This window comes from Leptospira adleri (genome assembly GCF_002811985.1).
In the GTDB taxonomy this organism is placed as follows: domain Bacteria; phylum Spirochaetota; class Leptospiria; order Leptospirales; family Leptospiraceae; genus Leptospira; species Leptospira adleri.
Map to the genome: position 1 here is coordinate 42732 of NZ_NPDU01000017.1, position 15998 is coordinate 58729.

At 45.1% G+C, this 15998-nt stretch carries 12 protein-coding genes; 5 read left to right on the forward strand and 7 right to left on the reverse strand.

Going from position 1 to position 15998, the window contains the following annotated elements:
- Positions 1 to 54 precede the first annotated feature (54 nt).
- From CH376_RS08485 to CH376_RS08505, 5 genes are all read left to right on the forward strand, one after another.
- A complete protein-coding gene (locus CH376_RS08485; protein WP_100784993.1) occupies positions 55 to 2289 on the forward strand; it encodes an adenylate/guanylate cyclase domain-containing protein in 2235 nt (744 codons plus the stop codon).
- Positions 2286 to 3893: a hypothetical protein gene (locus CH376_RS08490; protein ID WP_100784994.1), complete on the forward strand. Its 1608-nt coding sequence runs from the start codon at positions 2286 to 2288 to the stop codon at positions 3891 to 3893. Before CH376_RS08485 ends, CH376_RS08490 begins: the two co-directional genes overlap by 4 nt.
- 4 nt (positions 3894 to 3897) lie before the next feature.
- Positions 3898 to 4713 (forward strand): fibronectin type III domain-containing protein, encoded by an 816-nt coding sequence (locus CH376_RS08495; RefSeq protein WP_100784995.1) that lies wholly within the window; start codon positions 3898 to 3900, stop codon positions 4711 to 4713.
- Positions 4713 to 5465, forward strand: a complete 753-nt coding sequence (locus CH376_RS08500; protein ID WP_420843538.1) for a DUF1554 domain-containing protein — start codon at positions 4713 to 4715, stop codon at positions 5463 to 5465. Before CH376_RS08495 ends, CH376_RS08500 begins: the two co-directional genes overlap by 1 nt.
- Before the next feature lie 258 nt (positions 5466 to 5723).
- Entirely contained in the window at positions 5724 to 6164 is a 441-nt protein-coding gene (locus tag CH376_RS08505; RefSeq protein WP_100784996.1) for a hypothetical protein, read from the forward strand.
- 101 nt (positions 6165 to 6265) lie between these two features.
- On the opposite strand, the gene xrtN is transcribed toward CH376_RS08505, so the two are convergent.
- From xrtN to CH376_RS08540, 7 genes are all read right to left on the reverse strand, one after another.
- The gene (gene xrtN, locus CH376_RS08510) at positions 6266 to 7621 is read right to left on the reverse strand and encodes an exosortase N (RefSeq protein WP_100784997.1); all 1356 of its coding nucleotides are present in this window, start codon (positions 7619 to 7621) and stop codon (positions 6266 to 6268) included.
- Complete coding sequence (locus CH376_RS08515) at positions 7622 to 10252, reverse strand: XrtN system VIT domain-containing protein (protein ID WP_100784998.1); 2631 nt, start codon at positions 10250 to 10252, stop codon at positions 7622 to 7624.
- A 257-nt stretch (positions 10253 to 10509) separates the two neighbouring features.
- Positions 10510 to 10848: a hypothetical protein gene (locus tag CH376_RS08520; RefSeq protein WP_100784999.1), complete on the reverse strand. Its 339-nt coding sequence runs from the start codon at positions 10846 to 10848 to the stop codon at positions 10510 to 10512.
- 183 nt (positions 10849 to 11031) lie between these two features.
- Entirely contained in the window at positions 11032 to 11700 is a 669-nt protein-coding gene (locus CH376_RS08525; RefSeq protein ID WP_069608271.1) for a response regulator, read from the reverse strand.
- Positions 11697 to 12755 carry a sensor histidine kinase gene (locus CH376_RS08530; protein ID WP_100785000.1) on the reverse strand — a complete coding sequence of 353 codons (1059 nt, stop codon included), beginning with the start codon at positions 12753 to 12755 and terminating at the stop codon, positions 11697 to 11699. Before CH376_RS08530 ends, CH376_RS08525 begins: the two co-directional genes overlap by 4 nt.
- Before the next feature lie 82 nt (positions 12756 to 12837).
- A complete protein-coding gene (locus tag CH376_RS08535; RefSeq protein WP_100785001.1) occupies positions 12838 to 14124 on the reverse strand; it encodes an LruC domain-containing protein in 1287 nt (428 codons plus the stop codon).
- 221 nt (positions 14125 to 14345) lie between these two features.
- Positions 14346 to 15872, reverse strand: coding sequence for an HDOD domain-containing protein (locus CH376_RS08540; RefSeq protein WP_100785002.1), 1527 nt, complete (start codon positions 15870 to 15872; stop codon positions 14346 to 14348).
- Positions 15873 to 15998: the final 126 nt, after the last annotated feature.

Here is a 15998-nt window from a genome sequence, read left to right on the forward strand (position 1 = left end):
ACAGGATAAAAAACATCTTCAATCTACTCCAGAATTAAGGAGAACAGGGAAGGGATGTCCAGGCTGCTTGATCGTTTCTTTAGAAGATCCAATAAAAAAATCCGCTGGGAAGAGCTTCCGAATCTTCATTCCGATTCGGAGGACCCCGATTTATTAATCCGAAGTCTGATTTCCGAAAAGCTCGCTCTCGGAATTCGGGAGATCGTTTTTTGTCTACCTTCCAAAGAGGCGGAATCTCTCAAAAAGTCCAATGATTTTATGAGACTCGTAAGAGATCTGAAACACGGCGGCTTTTCCATTTCTTCGGGCGACAGCGATCGAATCCTGTCCGGAATCGGAGAATCTTCCGAAAAATTTTTCAATTTTCTTAAAAATCGCCCTCAACCTTCGGCTTGTCTGGTCTGGACGAGGCACGGGCTTGCTAAGGAGCTAGAATTAAAATATCATGATTTTCTAAAGCATCCGCACGCGGTCCATTCTTATAATCGGGAGGCGGAACCTTTCAGGCCTTCTCGATTTACCATCCGGGTGAAATTGCTTTCGATCGTCTCCGCAATCATTATGATCAGCATGAGTCTTATGATTACGATGGCCACTTACTTCTTTCGGAAATACAGCGAAATTCTCATCCAGGAATACAACCTTTCTCTTGCGAGGCTCACCGGACTTCAACTGAGCGGAAGGCTCAAGGAAGCGACCTTGAAGATCCAAGACTTTCGTCCCGTCGAATCCGAAAAGTTCTTTCGCGTTAACTCGAATGCGGTAGCTTACGTTCGTTTTAAATCAAAGCCGGGAGAGTCCGTTCGAGAGATTAGCTCGCTTTTTTGGAATCTTAAATTCCTGAAAAACAATTCCGTTTCCGGAGTCCCCGATCCCGAGGCTCTGAAATCCGCTTTGGAAAAGGCGTCTTCTCGTCTTTCGGGAACATTAGAAGTATTGAATGTTTCTTCGGAGTTCGGCTTTCCCGCCGTCGCTGTGCTTCTTCCTGTTTCGAGCGGAAACGAAATCTCGGGTTTGGTTTTCTCGGCGACGGAGTTTTTGGATTCCTTTCTTGCGGTTCGTCAGACCGATTTTTTTCAGATGCTCGTGGTGGATTCTTCCGGAAACCTAATCGCTCATTCTAACGATAAGGAAGCGATATCGGGAAAGGACTATAAAAAACATCCTCTCGTGGAAACCATGCTTCGAAGCCCGTCCGATAACGGCTCGCAGAGATTCGATTTTGAAGGAAGGGAAGTTTTAGGTTCTTATCAGCAGTTGGATGTGGGAGGTCTCGGCATCATTTCCACGTTAGATGCCGATCTCGCTTTCGAAGCCGTTTATAAGATCAGAAGACAGAATCTTCTGATCATGATCTCGGTCTTATCGATCGCGTTCCTTGTGGTTTTTGTTTTCTCCAGATCTCTTACGATCCCGATCATTCAGCTTCTTTTAGCGACGCGCAAGGTGGAACAGGGAAACTACTCGGTCGACATAAGACCCACGACGCACGACGAAGTCGGAGTTCTTACCAACTCATTCTTACGAATGGCGAGAGGGCTTGAGGAACGGGAAAAAATCAAAAACACTTTCGGTAAGTTCGTCAATAAGGAAATCGCGGAAAGGGCGTTGTCGTCCGATCTCAAGTTGGGCGGCGAAAACCGAGAAGTCACGGTATTCTTCTCCGATCTACGCAACTTCACGGGAATGTCCGAAAAAATGAAACCGGAAGAGGTCGTGGAATTTTTGAATCAGTATTTTACCGAGATGGTGGAATGTATTTATCTCACGCAAGGGATCGTGGATAAGTTTATCGGAGACGCGGTTATGGCTCACTGGGGCGCGCTCGTTCACGACGGTAACGAACCTAAGAATGCGATCAACGCGGCCTTGTTAATGCGAAGAGCTCTGATCGAGTTCAATCGGCAAGGTCAAGATATCGGCCGTCCGTTCACGAGATTCGGCTGTGGAATCAATTCCGGTCCGGTGATCGTGGGTCAGATCGGTTCCGAAAAAAAACTCGAGTTCACGGTCATCGGAGACACGGTCAATCTCGCGTCTAGAATCGAATACTTGAACAAGGAGTTCGGGACGGACATTCTGATTTCCGAGAGCACGTATCTTCAGGCAAAGGATCATTTTCAATTCGTGGAACTTCCACCCGTTTGGATTCGAGGAAAAGAAAAACCTCAGAGCATATACGCCGTGTTAGGTTGGAAAGAGGATCAGGATTGTCCGAAGTCCCTCGAAGAACTGCGCACGTTATGCGGAATACCGGATCCTGAATCTCCTTCCCGGTCTTTGGCATGAAACTTTATTCTAAATTCAGAAAGGAAATCCAAGTCGGGGCGTTGTCTCTGCTCGTATTTTTCGGTTCCCTTTTTCTTTTTTGGAGAGAGGGCGCTGCGGACTTCGGAGAAGGAAGAAAGGAGACTGTCGGAAACATTACTTTTAAATATAGAACCGCCCAGAGAAAATTTTCTGATCGTATGATCTGGCAGGACGTGGAACAGAATTTTCCGATCTTCAATCACGATTCCGTAAGAACCGACGAATTGTCTGAGGCCGTCGTCACTCTGACGTCGGGAACAAAATTCGAACTCGATCCGAGATCCATGATCGTGATCAACTTAAAAGACAAAGAGGAATTGCTGGAGCTCGAGGAAGGTTCGGTCCGAGTCCAATCCGCAAAGCCCGTGACTTTGTCATCCGGAAAAACTACGATTAAGTCGACCGACGGGCCTAGTCTGTTTCGCATAACGCGTGGAGAAGACGGGAACGAAAATTTAATCGAACCCGCAAAGGGAGATCTGCTGTGGATCCGTTCGAACAAGGAGACAGTAACTTTCAAAGAGGGGGAAAAGTCGAAAGTTACCGAGGATTCTTTTATCGACGTTCGAGACGAATGGGAACTTTTGGAACCACAAGACAATCATCGAATTTTTCCGGAAACCGGAGAAGCGAAGATCGGGTTTCGTTGGAATTCGAAAGGGACGTTTAATTCCGGTCTATTGGAGATTTCTCTCAACCGCAGTTTTACTCCTCTCATTCTTAAAAAAGAAATCAAAGGAGAATCCGCGGAGGCGACTCTTCCCGAAGGAATTTATTACTGGAGAATTTTGTCTTCGGATAGAAAAAAGAATTCGACGACTCGTAAATTTCGAGTTCTTCCTAATCCTCCGGTCACTCTTCTTTTCCCATTAAAAAATACTTTGCTAGAAGGAAATAGCGCTCTTCAATCCTTTCGTTGGAAGCCCTCGCGTTTGGCGACCGGATATATACTTGAAATTTCCGAATCCTCCGATTTTAAAAACGGACTCAGACAATTGACCGTTTTTAAGACTTCAATTTCGATTCCTCTTTCCGCAGGAAGATATCACTGGAGGGTGAGGTCGTTTTCAAATCTACCCGGAACCGAATCGATTTCGGAAGCGAGATCCTTTCAAGTCGAGAAAAACGGGACCGGACAAAAAGAGCAGACCGCGGCGGAGACGGCGTCCGAAACGAAAACGGAGATCGCACAAAACGGAGAATCGAACGGGAAAAAGAAGGAAATTCAAACTCCTAAGGACGTTTCAATTCTTCCCTCCTTGCTTTATCCAAACAAGGGAAAGCTCGTCGATATGACCGGACGGAATTCGATCGTATTTCGATGGAAACACAGTTCCGCTTCGCGTGAACAAAAATGGAGTCTAAACTTATACGGTGCGAACGGAGAATCGATTTTGAAAAGGAACGTAAGCGGAGAATCCTTTCGTTTGACGGATTTAAGCGTGTTGGACGTGGGAAGATTCTCCTGGTCCTTGAGCCAGGAAGGAAACGAATCCAATCAAGTCCGAACGGATTTCAAAATCGAATTGAGAGAAGACTTGGCTGCTCCTGAAGCGAAAGCCAGCGGGAAAAAAGAGGAATAAAAGATTGAGATCATTTTGGGCAAATCTTCTTGTTTTGTTTTGTATCTGCATTAGCACTTCCGTATATTCAGAAGACAAGAAATACTTGTATTACATAGAATGGAACGAAGTAAAAGGAAACAACGGTTACAAAATCGAAATCAGGAAAAAAACCATCGAGGACATTCTCGCAATGGAGGAGAAGGTAACCGTTAATAGTCTGGAATTCAAGATTCCCGCCGGAGAATATGAATTTCGTATTAGCGCGCTCAACCGTTTCGGAAAACCTTCCTCTTGGAGTCAGTGGTCCGCCTTCCTTGTGGAACAAGATCGTCCGAAAAGTGTCGTGGAAGCCGAAAAAAAAAGGGCGCTTACGGGGAATTCTCCGTGGAAGGTTTGGATTCCGGGTTTGCTTCCGTTGGAAAGAAAGGAATACGGCAGAGCGTCCTTGGTATTTCTTTGGTTCGGCGCACTTGCGGTTGCGGGTAACGCGGAAAGAAACGCCGGAAATGCGCTCTCTCACGCCGGAACGAATGATCCCGCCTTCTTGACGTTAGTTGCTTTGACCTCTCCGCTTCCCATCGGTTATTTTTTCCTTCATCAGAGGGAAGAAGATAAAAAAGAATACGATCGACATCAAAATAATCAGGTGAGCATAGGCGTAATAGCCCTTTTGAGTTACGGTTTGAACGTATGGCTTGAAAAACGTTCTTTTCATTCCACAACCGTTCTGATAGAATCGAAACCGGAAAGTAATACAAGATGGAACTATCCGACTTCACAGGCCAGCCCGATTCTAACGTTAGGAAGAATCGAAATCAGCTTTCGAAAGGAGCTGTAGTGAGTTCTATCCTTCGGAAAGAGATTAAATTATCGGAAATGAATTTTAAAAAAATTATAAAATCGGAATGTATTGTATTTCTGTTTTTCTTTCTGCGCTGTTCTGCCCCGTTCCCCGATTTGAATTCAGGCGCCTTGTTTTTGGCTCTTTTGAATTCGAGCAGTGTTTCCCAAAATCCTTCCAATCCTCCGAGTGATCCGAATTTGGCCTTTAAATATCTTTTTGTGACCGTGGGAACCTATTCCGGACAATTGAGCGGGGGAACGGTAACCGGCGCGGATTCTATCTGTAGTACGGAAAAAAACGCAAACTTTACCACTTTGCCCGGAACCGGGAGCGATTATAAGGCTTTAATCGTGTCTAACGTGGCGCCGATCCGCAGAGCCTGTAATGCCACGGCTAACTGTACAAACATCGCCGAGAATTCGAATTGGGTTCTTCTTGCAAATCGAGACTATTACCGAGGCACGACGACAAACCCGGTGAAGGTGTTTACCACGAACTCGGCCGGGATCGCCTTGTTTCCGATCGCTTCCTTTTTGGATTTGAGCGCGGCAAACCTGTGGTGGACCGGCCTTGCATTTGACTGGACGATCAGCCCGGGCGATACCTGCAATAATTGGGCGGATGGAACCGGAGGTTCTACCGGCGAATTCGGAGCCGGAGCGGTGACGAGCGCGAATGCGATCAACTCGGGCGGCTTCTCGGATCCTTGTAACGCGACTAAAAAATTAGTTTGCGTTCGGCAATGAGAGGACCGTTGTGCTTTTTCGTTTCATTTTCGATTTGTTGAACTTTTTTTTGATGGATCGGACCTTTTTTTACAAGTTCGTTTTTTGATAACTTTTGAACCCAAGCGCTGTCCGGTAAAAATCCGATTCTTTTAGAAAATTAAAAAATACTATAATTCTAATATTCTTATTTTGATGAACGGGCCGCGCTCTTGGAGCTCCGTTAAAAAATTGCAAAAACGGTTCGTCTTATTTTGGATTTCTTATTAGAATTATTGTATGAAAATGATTCTTTACCCGATAACCCTCATTCTTTTCTTAGTATGCCGATGTTATGGAATCGACGGCCCGCAACTGATAGGCAACAGCGATTTTGAAGATCGAAAGACAAACATCATTCAATGGAAGGCAGCTTACTGTTTTCCGATCGATTCTTCCCCACCCGTCGAGCCGAAACGTCCGGATTTAATATCCGCGATTTTAATCGCTGGAACCGAAGCGCTCGGATCCTTATTTCCGAAGAATAGCGCCTTTTATCTCAAAAAGGATATCGAGTTTTGTGAAGGAAGTTTGCTTGCGACTCCCTGCGGAAATTCAACCGATGAGTTTGCAATCAATCATATCAGTACGTTGATTCAATCCTGCGAGCCGAAGATCGCGTGTATGGGCGGTAAGGACCATTTCGCGACCGGAACGTTTTGTGTCGATTGGGATCGGTAAAGGAAGGACAAGGGGGCGGTTTCGCAGAACGAACCTTGGTTTGAAAGCATGTCTTATTAACTAGTTTCGCTTAATAAAATCGTTAAGAGAAGCGACGTCGTCTATGATCGATCCGGAGGATTGGAAAGCGATTCTAAAATTCTACGGAGTTCCTTTTCATCCGGTCCGTAGAGATTCCACTGAATCACGTCCGCTCCTTGAAAGCGTCTCCAACGCCAGTCCAAATTCGAAGACGCTCTTCGAGGGGCCGTGGTTTTATCTCCTTTAAATTCCTCAGCGTAAGGTTTTTTGGAAACGGAATACCACCACAGAAGGATCGGTTCTTCGCCGGACGGACTTTTTAACCGAGCCTTCTGAACTCCGTCTTCTCCCCCCTGTTCCACGAAAGAAAAACCGACCGCTTCGAAACAAATTCTCGGATCGTGCCCAGTCCCGATCGTGAACAGATCGCGTTTCAGAATCAGATAATTTTTATCGGAACGATAAACGGCGATTCTTGAATCGCTCAAAATAGATTCCGGTTCCAACGTGAAGGATAGAATTTTGGAAGGCCACGAATGCGCTTTCGATGCCACGTAAAAATTCCGCGTAAAAAACGCGATCGTCAAAAGGGGAAGAATCCACAGCGCGATTTTAGACGGAAGTCTTAAATCGAATTCGAAGGATGAAGACGAATTCTTTCGAAGAGGATCTGGAAAAAAAGAAGAGATCGCGCTCAAGGGAACTACGACGCCGCAGATAAAAAAAACGGTTCCCACAAACTCGTGCCTCCAGGACGAAGCGGGAATATTAAAAAGAACTAATGAACAAACCCGAATCCAATTTGAAAAAAACCAGAGTGGAAGCGCGAGTATCGCGATCAAAGTCGCTCCTTTGCGATCGGATCTGAGAAAAAAGGCGGCCGCGATGAGAAGGGACGCGAGTCCCATCTTCATTCCCTCGCAAGCACGATCCACCGTAAACAAAGCGCCGTTGTAAAAAATTTGATTCCCAAGCGCCGAGCTGGACGGATCCAAAAGACGCAATACCAAAGCGCTCCATTTTGTAACGAGCAAACGAAGTTGAAATCCCAGGAAAAGAGATCCGAATCCGGTGATCGGAGGGATGGCAAATACGAAGAACGGCGCGGGCCAAGCAAAACGGATTCCGCTTTCGTTTAGGATCGCGAGAAAGTTCCAAAAGGATCCGATCCAGATAAGACTAGATCTCTGATAAAAGATTCCCGCGATTACAAAGGCGATTCCCGGTAAAAAGAATAAGGCGTTGGCCCGATCCTTGTCTTTGCGAAGGAAGAGCGGCAGGAATAGAAGCGGATACAACTCAAACGCCGAACGAAGACTCAACAAGTCCTTCCCAATAAAGCACATAGGAAGAACGCAGATCGCGATCAGCGCGAGTAACGGAAGAATTGTTCGACCATTCCCGGACACGACGTTCAGCGACTTCTTAAAAAACATTCAAAAAAAGGAATGTCTTCTTTGAAATCGAAAATAGATAAACATACCGAACAGGATGCAAAAAATCAGAATCCATTCCCCGGGTTCGGGTACCGTCCCCGGCGCTTCCAATTTGCTTTGGCCAAGAGTGGATGGCTGCGACTTGATTCCAAAACGATTGTAGTCTTCTTCGCTTTCGAGCACGATCAGAGTGGAAACGGGAGAAACTACCATCGCGTCCTGGGCCAGTTTCACTAGATCCTGATTGTCCAGATCCCGGTCAAAGAATCGTTTCCCGAGTTGCCGCATTATTTTTCTCTGGATGGCCATTCGTATCAAAAGATCCGCGCCAGGTCGTTTAACGCCCGTTAGTTTAGATTTCTCGAGAGTGAGCTTCGCATAAGGTAGAGAAAGCGATTCTTCGTTCTGGATCGGTACCGAAATTTTCTGGTTTTTGAGAATGTCGAAAAGTTCGGCTTCACTTCCCGCGATCGGAAGGATTTGATCCAGATCGAATAGGCTTGCTAAGTATTCTGATTTCCTTCCGTTGACGATCGCGATCTTGGGGATTTCACTTCGACGATTGGCGGCACGTTGCATGTTCACGAATCTTTCAGAACCCCGAAGTTCTCCGAACGGAATCGATTGATTCTCTCCGGCGACCACCCAGAGAAGATTTTCGCCGATATTTCGGTTCGATAGGATTTCGTTTAAGTGCAGTGGAAAAAGATTGAAGGCGGGAATTTCGCATTCTTCCAGATAACGCATCGCCTTATCGGAATCTTTTGTTTGAAACCATTCGTTCGTAAGAATCGTGATCGGGACTTTGAACTCGTACAAATTCCGAATCAGCGCTTTCCATTCGGAGCGGGAATAGGCTTTGTTCAGAATGACTACGATTCCCTCCGGTCGGTAAGAACGAGACTCGGTACGTAGCGGGAGCACGTTGTATGACATACCACCGGCGGAAACGTTTCCTTTCGCCGCGGTTTCCGGAAAGGAAAAGGACCAACTTAAAAAACCGCCGCTGCCCGTCCACTGACGCACCTGAGAATCGGAAACTACCTTTTCTTTCAGAGAAATCCCGGAAGAATCAAGATCGATCTTCTCCGAAGTAAAAAGATCCACGTTCACTTTTTGATCCGCAAAATCGGAGACCGGGCCTTCGATCCGAATTCGTTCGTAGTTCAGTTTACCGTCTTTCGATTCTAAAGGTGATACGATTCCGATTCTTACCATACGATAGTCTTCCGGATTCACCGGGAAAACACGAAGACGAAGTCTGTTCCCGTCCAACCATTCCACGTAAGAAGGATCTCTTCTTTCCCTACCTACGATCGTCTCGTACGCGTTACGCGCCTTTGATTTAAACGTAAGTTTTGCCGGTCTTTCCTCTCCGTTTATCCAAAGCGAAAGTTTGGTACAGATACTCCCGGGTGGAACCGTGATCGTATAGATCGCTTCTTCCGGCGTCGCGAACATCGATCCGAAACGAAGAAAGGGCCGATCGGAAGAAGAATTTTCGTTATAGATCGAAATCGTAGTCTCGGTGTAAGAGACTCTGAGCTCCGGATAAACCTGCACGTGAGAATCCATATCCGTCGTGATCAGGGAATTTCCTCTCCAAAGACGTTCCAGATGTGCGTGCGATCTTCCGAAAAGAAGATGCAGAATTCTTCCGGAGTCTTCGGGAGTGATTCTGGATCCTTGTCTCGTTTGGAACAAGGAAAGAAAACCTTGCGAAGCGAAATAGGCGAGCGGATCGAACTGACTCTGCGAAGCAAACAAACCCATCTGAGATCTGCGATCGGGTTGTAAGACCATTTCAGTAACATGGTTGACCCGCAGTCTTCCTGCTTTCTGAATCCACTCCGGTAAGTCGGCGTCGATTCGATTGTGTCCCTGCAACGCTTCCGGCTTTGTGAGAATGTCATCCGTGTGATTCCATTGGATAAAATAATAGGAAGAATAACCGAGAAGAAGGAAAACGGAAGCCGTTATGAGAACGAGAGAAATTTTCTTTTTGCCGTTTTCCAGTTTGGAATGTATTAGGAAGATTGCATGTAAAAAGGCGATCATCGAAAATAAAGGACCGTAGGGAAGAAAACCCAAACCGGCCATCCAAACAAGAGCCCAACTAAAGAGCATCAACGGCGCCAAAACTAAAACGAACGCCAGCGACATAAAAGCTCCCAATACGAGAATGGGTTGAAAAAAAGGAAGAATCGACTCAGGAACACGATCCATAAAAAGAGAAACGGCTAACAGCGAAAATGCGATCCACAAAGCCCATACCGTCCTTTCCGTAAAAGGCGTGAACACTTCGTGATTGAGCACGTAGGAATTCACCGCGAAACAAATCGAAGAGACGATCAGAGTAAATATAAAAAACTGCTTATAACTCGGAAATATCACGTAAAGGATCGCGGAAAAAATGGAAACAAAGAGAATCGTGATCAACCCGAAAACGGGGAAAAAGAAATAGTGGGAGTATTTTTCCGTAAATGTGAATAGAAACTCCAGGATTCCGTAGGAAACGGCGCCTAACGCGATGATCGCTACGAAGAAGGCCAGAAACCAGAGCCAGGCCGGGCCTTTCCATTTGAAAATTTGAACGTTTCTTTGGAGATATTCTTGGATGAGGGTTTTCATGGTCTTCGTCGATTCTTCCTTATTTTATCTTTGTAAGAATATACTAAAAGTTCCGGGCTATGTCCGCTCCTCAGATGTTCGCTGCGGAGCACTCAGGTGCTTGACTAAAAAACGGATGGGATCCAAAACGAGATACCCTTATCAACCTCATAGAAAGCGGGAATTTTCATCAATTTTTGATGGGGGATAAAGAAAAAGGAGTTTCCGGGAAATTTGAAAACGGATCGGAAAAGAATCGAAGAATCGGTAGAGGAAAATCAGAACCGATTCGGTTCAAAAAAAAGTACGGGCCTATGATACGCAACTAGGATCGATTCGGTTTCTTTTTGTATCTCTTCTTCCAGTTGAGAGATTGATTTCCATTGGTCCGATCCAAGTTCTGCGGAACGAATCGTTTTACACAGATGTTTTCCCTTGGGTTCGCATTTTTTTTTGTAAAGGACGATAAACGAATTCGTTTTTTGCTCCAGGAAACGGATTTTCTCCTTTTGTTCTGGGGTGGGAATCTGCAATACCTGAAGATCCAAATCTTTCAAGATCAAATCCGGAAGATCGAGAAGAAAAGGGTATTGTTCTAAGATCGAATCTGAATTCATTTCCGATAAAATTTTGTCGAACTCAAAATTAGGAATCTATTCGTTCGCGGATCGAAACGAAAATGATACCGGAGAATCTTCGAAAGGCTTTCTCGAATTTCATCAATATCGGATGGAGAAAGATCCGTTTCGATCAAAGTTTTCGCTTAACAATTTCGAATGAAGAATGTCCGTTTCGACGAATTACGACTCGATCAACCCCGCGCGGATCGCGTACATCACCAGGTCGGCTACTTTATGAAGATCTAATTTTTTCATGATGTTCGCGCGGTGAACCTTCACGGTCGCAGGAGAAATTCTTAAAATTTTTCCGATCGATTCGTTGGAGTTTCCTTCCGCGACCAATTTTAGGATTTCTCTTTCCCGATCCGAAAGAACCGAGAACGCTTTCTTCGCGTCTTGATTGTCTTCTCCCGGTTTTCCCGATCCCACAAAGCCGGAAAGAAAATGAGCGGTAATCCCAGGACTCAAATACGTTTCCCCTTTGTGAACCGCTTCGATCGCTCTCAGAAGATCGTTCCCCGCGTCGTCCTTCAGAACGTAACCGTTGATTCCGAGTTCGAGTAATTTCTGAACGTATTCCTTATTATCGTGGCGGGAAAGAATGATCGTTCGGATGTTCGGATAATGTTTTCTTAGATTTTTTACCAAGTCGATTCCGCTTAGACCCGGCATCGAAATATCGGTGATGACAAGATCCGGACTCAGCTTTCCGATTTGATCCAGCGCTTTTTCGGCGTCTCCGGATTCTCCGCAAATTTCCAAACCCGGTTGTCCGGAAAGAATCATCTTGAGTCCTTCTCTGAGGATGGCGTGATCGTCGACTAAGAATATTTTTGTTAGAGGTTTCATATTTTTTTGGTCGTTGTATTTTTGCTTTTTTCCAAAGGAATCCGAATGATAAACTTAGTCCCTTTTCCAGCGGAAGAATCAATCTTAAATTTACCGTTTAAATCTTCCACTCTTCTTCTGATATTTTCAAGCCCAAAACCAGAGGAGCGGGCTCTTACTTTTCTTTCTTGAAATCCGATTCCGTTGTCCTTTGCGTCCAGATACAATTGTCCTCCTTTGATTTGGATTTTGAGATAAATCTTTTTTGCCTGAGAATGTTTGATCACGTTTTGAAAAATTTCCTGTACGATTCTGAAAACCTGATTGGCGACCGTGGGTTGAAGCTCGCGTTTTAAGTTGAGTTCCAATTCCGATTCCACGTCCATCGGAGGAAAAAGATCCGAACTCAGAGCGCGAATCGCGGCTTCCAAACCGATTTCACGAAGAGTGGAAGGATGTAGGTTCGTATAAATATCTCTGAGTTCCTGACTTGCCTTATCGATCAGAAGAAGTCCCGTATCAAACTGTGCTTCGTAGATTTTCGGATTTCGGTTGAAGGCTTGGAAGTTGAGTTTAGCCGCGAGAATCGTCTGACCGACTCCGTCGTGTAATTCGCGAGAAAGACGGATTCTTTCCTCTTCTTGAGATTGAAGAAGTTTTGTGTGAAGGTTCGCGATCTTTTTTTCGAGACGTTTGTTTTCGGTGATGTTTTTAAGAATGATACCGATGCTTTCTCCGAAACGAAACACCGAATAACCGTAGTAAGTTTTCTGTTTTCTAAATTCCTGATTTTGAACCTTTCCCCTTTTCGAAAGATGAATGTTGGAATCCATTTCTTCCTGATCCACCGGGTTCAATCCGAAAACTCGAAATAAATTTTTGCCGATAACGCTTCTCGAACTTCCCACAAACTCTTTGCGAAAGGATTCGTTCGCAAAAAGAATGGTACGTTTATCGTCGACCGCTACGATAGGCGCGATCTCTCTTAAAAGATTGAGGAAGAATTTGGGGGAGAGTCCCGATTCCAAAGGAACGGAAGACGGAAGTTTTCGATTCTTCATTTTCAGATCGGGCATACGAGCTTAGAAGCATCTCACGCGATGGAAAGAAAGAAAAGAAAAAAAGATGCCCCGGGAAGAAAATCCCGGGGAAATGAGTTCAGTTCGAAGGAGGAAAAACTTCGGACATTACCGGTGAAAGATACCAGTCCGCATTCAGATTTCCCATCGATTCATACCAGGGTTTGAAAGAAGGATACGATTTACGAACGTCCGTACTTTCATAAGGCCAGAGAAAATTTCCTGGAACCAAAAGCGCCCAAGGAAATCCGGTGGAATCCAAATAAAGATCCTTTCCGTTGGAATCGAAATGTCTTCTCGGAAAGTGAATCTCTTGATTCGTATTGATGACTTTCAAGAACGTATCATACGGCGCCGCTCCTAAACTCACACGATTGATCGCACTTTGTAAGATGATTTCCAAATTCGCCGACTTCCCGATTTTAAAAACGGTGTTGGACCGAGACGTGTTCGAGGAGGGAATCGTAGTGTTCGATTTCGGAAGAATCTCGAGAGCCTGAATATTGGTATCGTTTCCTGAAAAAGTATTTTCTACGGTAGTTCCGTCGTAAGCGTAACGAGTTAAGGAATACGAAGCTGCGGTAACTCCGGGAATCGTAAGGTTGAGAGTATGATTGTATCCCGCGCCCTTCGCAACGTGAGTGTATTTGGCGCGAATTCTCGCAACTTCTCCTTTTGCGTTCCAGTCCTCTTCGAAGACCACTCTCGCGTTGTAGTCGTTGAAGTCCGCGTCCCCCTGATTCGGGAACAAGTCTTCGTAGGAGATCGTATAATAGCCATTAGCCGGATAACGGAACGTACTCGCGCGGGTAGGATCGTTCGGATATGTGTCGTCGCGGTCGACGATTCCGTCTCCGTCGGTATCGGGAAGAAGAACGTTGTTCCCCTTGATGATCACCGTGATTTTACGCGAAATGCTAAACGAATTGATGATCTCGATCTCCGCTTCGTAGAGTTGACCGAAAGCCTCCACCTTGAGGGTGACTTTTCGAGTCGCTTCGTCGATCGTAAAACTTCCTTTGACTTCTCCGTTTTCGGATGTAACGGCTCTAAAGATTGATTTCTGAGCGGTATTATCTATATTAAAGATTTGTACTAGACTTCCGGAGATGGGAGAATCCGGACTTAACACCTGAATGTTTACGTTTACCGTCTTTGTGGTATCGAAAACAAAATCCACCGGAGCGGTCTCGTCGTTGATGACGATGCTGAACGGCTGCTCTCCGTCCGGAGCGGGAGAAGGCGTGGGTTGCGTCGCGCTCAACAACCAAAGCAGATTGGGATCCTGAGAGTTCGTGCACGCGTTGAAACTCAAAAGGAGAATCCCCGAAAGAATCAAACCCGTCATTTTTGGAAAACCTCTCATAAAACCCTCCGGCCTAGGCCACGACGAGTTTTATTCTCGCATAGGCGAGACGGAACAACAATAGACCGAAATGTATATTTTGTTAAGCGAACAGGTATAAAACGACATTGAAAAAACGAAACGTTAAATGACCAAACTCGGACTCTTATTCAATAAAAGAATGAACCGAAATCGTATACAAAATCGGTTTTCATTCGTCGCGGTTTCTCGGCAGAAAATTCTTATCGGGTGCTTGCTAAGAAACTTTCGAGAGATTTGGTCCGGAAAGAATGAAAATCTCCCGAAGTGTTGAATTTGCAATACTGAAGAATTTTCTCCGGTATCTCGCTGTATTTCGCTTCTTCGTTGTTGATCTTGATCATCATATCGGCCAAGTAGATCGGAAATACGTAAGGTTGGAATTCTTCGTCGACGAGTAAGGCTCTGTGATGATATTCCATAGCCTTTGCGTAAACTTCCGGGAAGTTCCATTTTTCCGCGATGAGAGCGCCGACTTTCGTATGAGTGATTCCTAATGCGGCTTCTTCCATGGAAACCGCGGACGCAATTTCTTTGGAAGCCGATATCTTTCCGATGCTCTTCATCGTTCTTTCTTCCAGTGAAAGAAGGATGATCTCGCCGATGTCGTGTAACAACGCGGCGGACATAAGATTACTGATCGTGTCCTTCGGAAGAGCCATACGGTTCGCGATGAGTTTGCAGTAGAACGCGCACTGATTCGATTTATCCCAGATCGTAAGAAACGCCGGAAACTTATCTTCCAGGATCTGTTTTGTTCCGAGCGAATATAGAAGTTGATTGAGTTCTTTTAAACCGATGAGCTGAATCGCTCTGTCCAGAGATTCCACCTTGTTCGCGCGGATAAACGCGGCCGAGTTTGCGAGTTTTAGAATATTCGCGGAAAGAGCCACGTCCTTTTTGATGACTTCGGCGATTTGACTGATCGAAGAATTCGGCCTTTCGATCATCGCTTGTATATCTTGGATCGATTTCGGAAACGTAGGAAGGCCGTCGATATTCTTTAGGATATCCTCCGTTTTTTGGAGCTGAAGATTCTCTTTGCTGATATTAAGAGGGATGTCGATGATCACACTCGTGTTGTTTCCCTGACTTTCGATCTTATAAGAGGAAGCGGCGAGTCCGTCGTTTTTGAGCATCATCAAGGACATGATCAGGCCGAGTCCGGCTCCTTCGGTTTCGTCTCCCGCTTCCAAAAACGCTTCCGCGAGATCGTTGTATTGTTTCGCCTTTTCGATTCTGTGATTGATTCGCTCCACTTCCGTAGGACTGAGTTTGACGTTATTCATCACTCGGATACGAATCATATCCTTGTTGTGAATAAAGGAAACGAGCACGACGAAGTTGTTGCGAAGAAGCATCTCTTCGTATTTTTCCTTGTTGTCCAAATACTTTTTCTTAAAACCGAGAATTTTCTGTTTATAGATTTCCGGATTTTGTATGTCGGCTTCGAGTTCTCGGAAATAAATTCTTTTTATGTTCGCTTTGACTGAATTTGCGATCGTTTCTCTCAAAGCGGAGAAAACCGAATCCCTGATATATATAATATCGAGTTGAAGCAGATAACGATCCAAAGTTCTGCTGATGATCGTATCCACGTTTTCCGTAAGATTGTGAAATTTATAATGAATCGGAGCGTTCTCTTGTACCGGGTGATTGAGATCCTTGAGATTGCTGTAAAAGCCGAGATCTTGGTGGTGATGTAATTCTAATGCTTTAGTCTGGCTCATATCTTTAATTCTTCCGGACGCGTTCTTTTCTTGTCAAGTCATCGAGAATTCTTCGATCGAATTCTTGGAAAAATATTTCCTAAATTTATTTCGCTTTTTTTTCAATTATAAGTCCGCATGGTTTTG

Coding starts and splice junctions, on each gene's coding strand:
- CH376_RS08490 (WP_100784994.1), top strand. CDS start 2,286: ATGAAACTTTATTCTAAATTCAGAAAGGAAATCCAAGTCGGGGCGTTG.
- xrtN (WP_100784997.1), bottom strand. CDS start 7,621: ATGTTTTTTAAGAAGTCGCTGAACGTCGTGTCCGGGAATGGTCGAACA.
- CH376_RS08485 (WP_100784993.1), top strand. CDS start 55: ATGTCCAGGCTGCTTGATCGTTTCTTTAGAAGATCCAATAAAAAAATC.
- CH376_RS08540 (WP_100785002.1), bottom strand. CDS start 15,872: ATGAGCCAGACTAAAGCATTAGAATTACATCACCACCAAGATCTCGGC.
- CH376_RS08515 (WP_100784998.1), bottom strand. CDS start 10,252: ATGAAAACCCTCATCCAAGAATATCTCCAAAGAAACGTTCAAATTTTC.
- CH376_RS08505 (WP_100784996.1), top strand. CDS start 5,724: ATGAAAATGATTCTTTACCCGATAACCCTCATTCTTTTCTTAGTATGC.
- CH376_RS08525 (WP_069608271.1), bottom strand. CDS start 11,700: ATGAAACCTCTAACAAAAATATTCTTAGTCGACGATCACGCCATCCTC.
- CH376_RS08520 (WP_100784999.1), bottom strand. CDS start 10,848: ATGAATTCAGATTCGATCTTAGAACAATACCCTTTTCTTCTCGATCTT.
- CH376_RS08530 (WP_100785000.1), bottom strand. CDS start 12,755: ATGCCCGATCTGAAAATGAAGAATCGAAAACTTCCGTCTTCCGTTCCT.
- CH376_RS08535 (WP_100785001.1), bottom strand. CDS start 14,124: ATGAGAGGTTTTCCAAAAATGACGGGTTTGATTCTTTCGGGGATTCTC.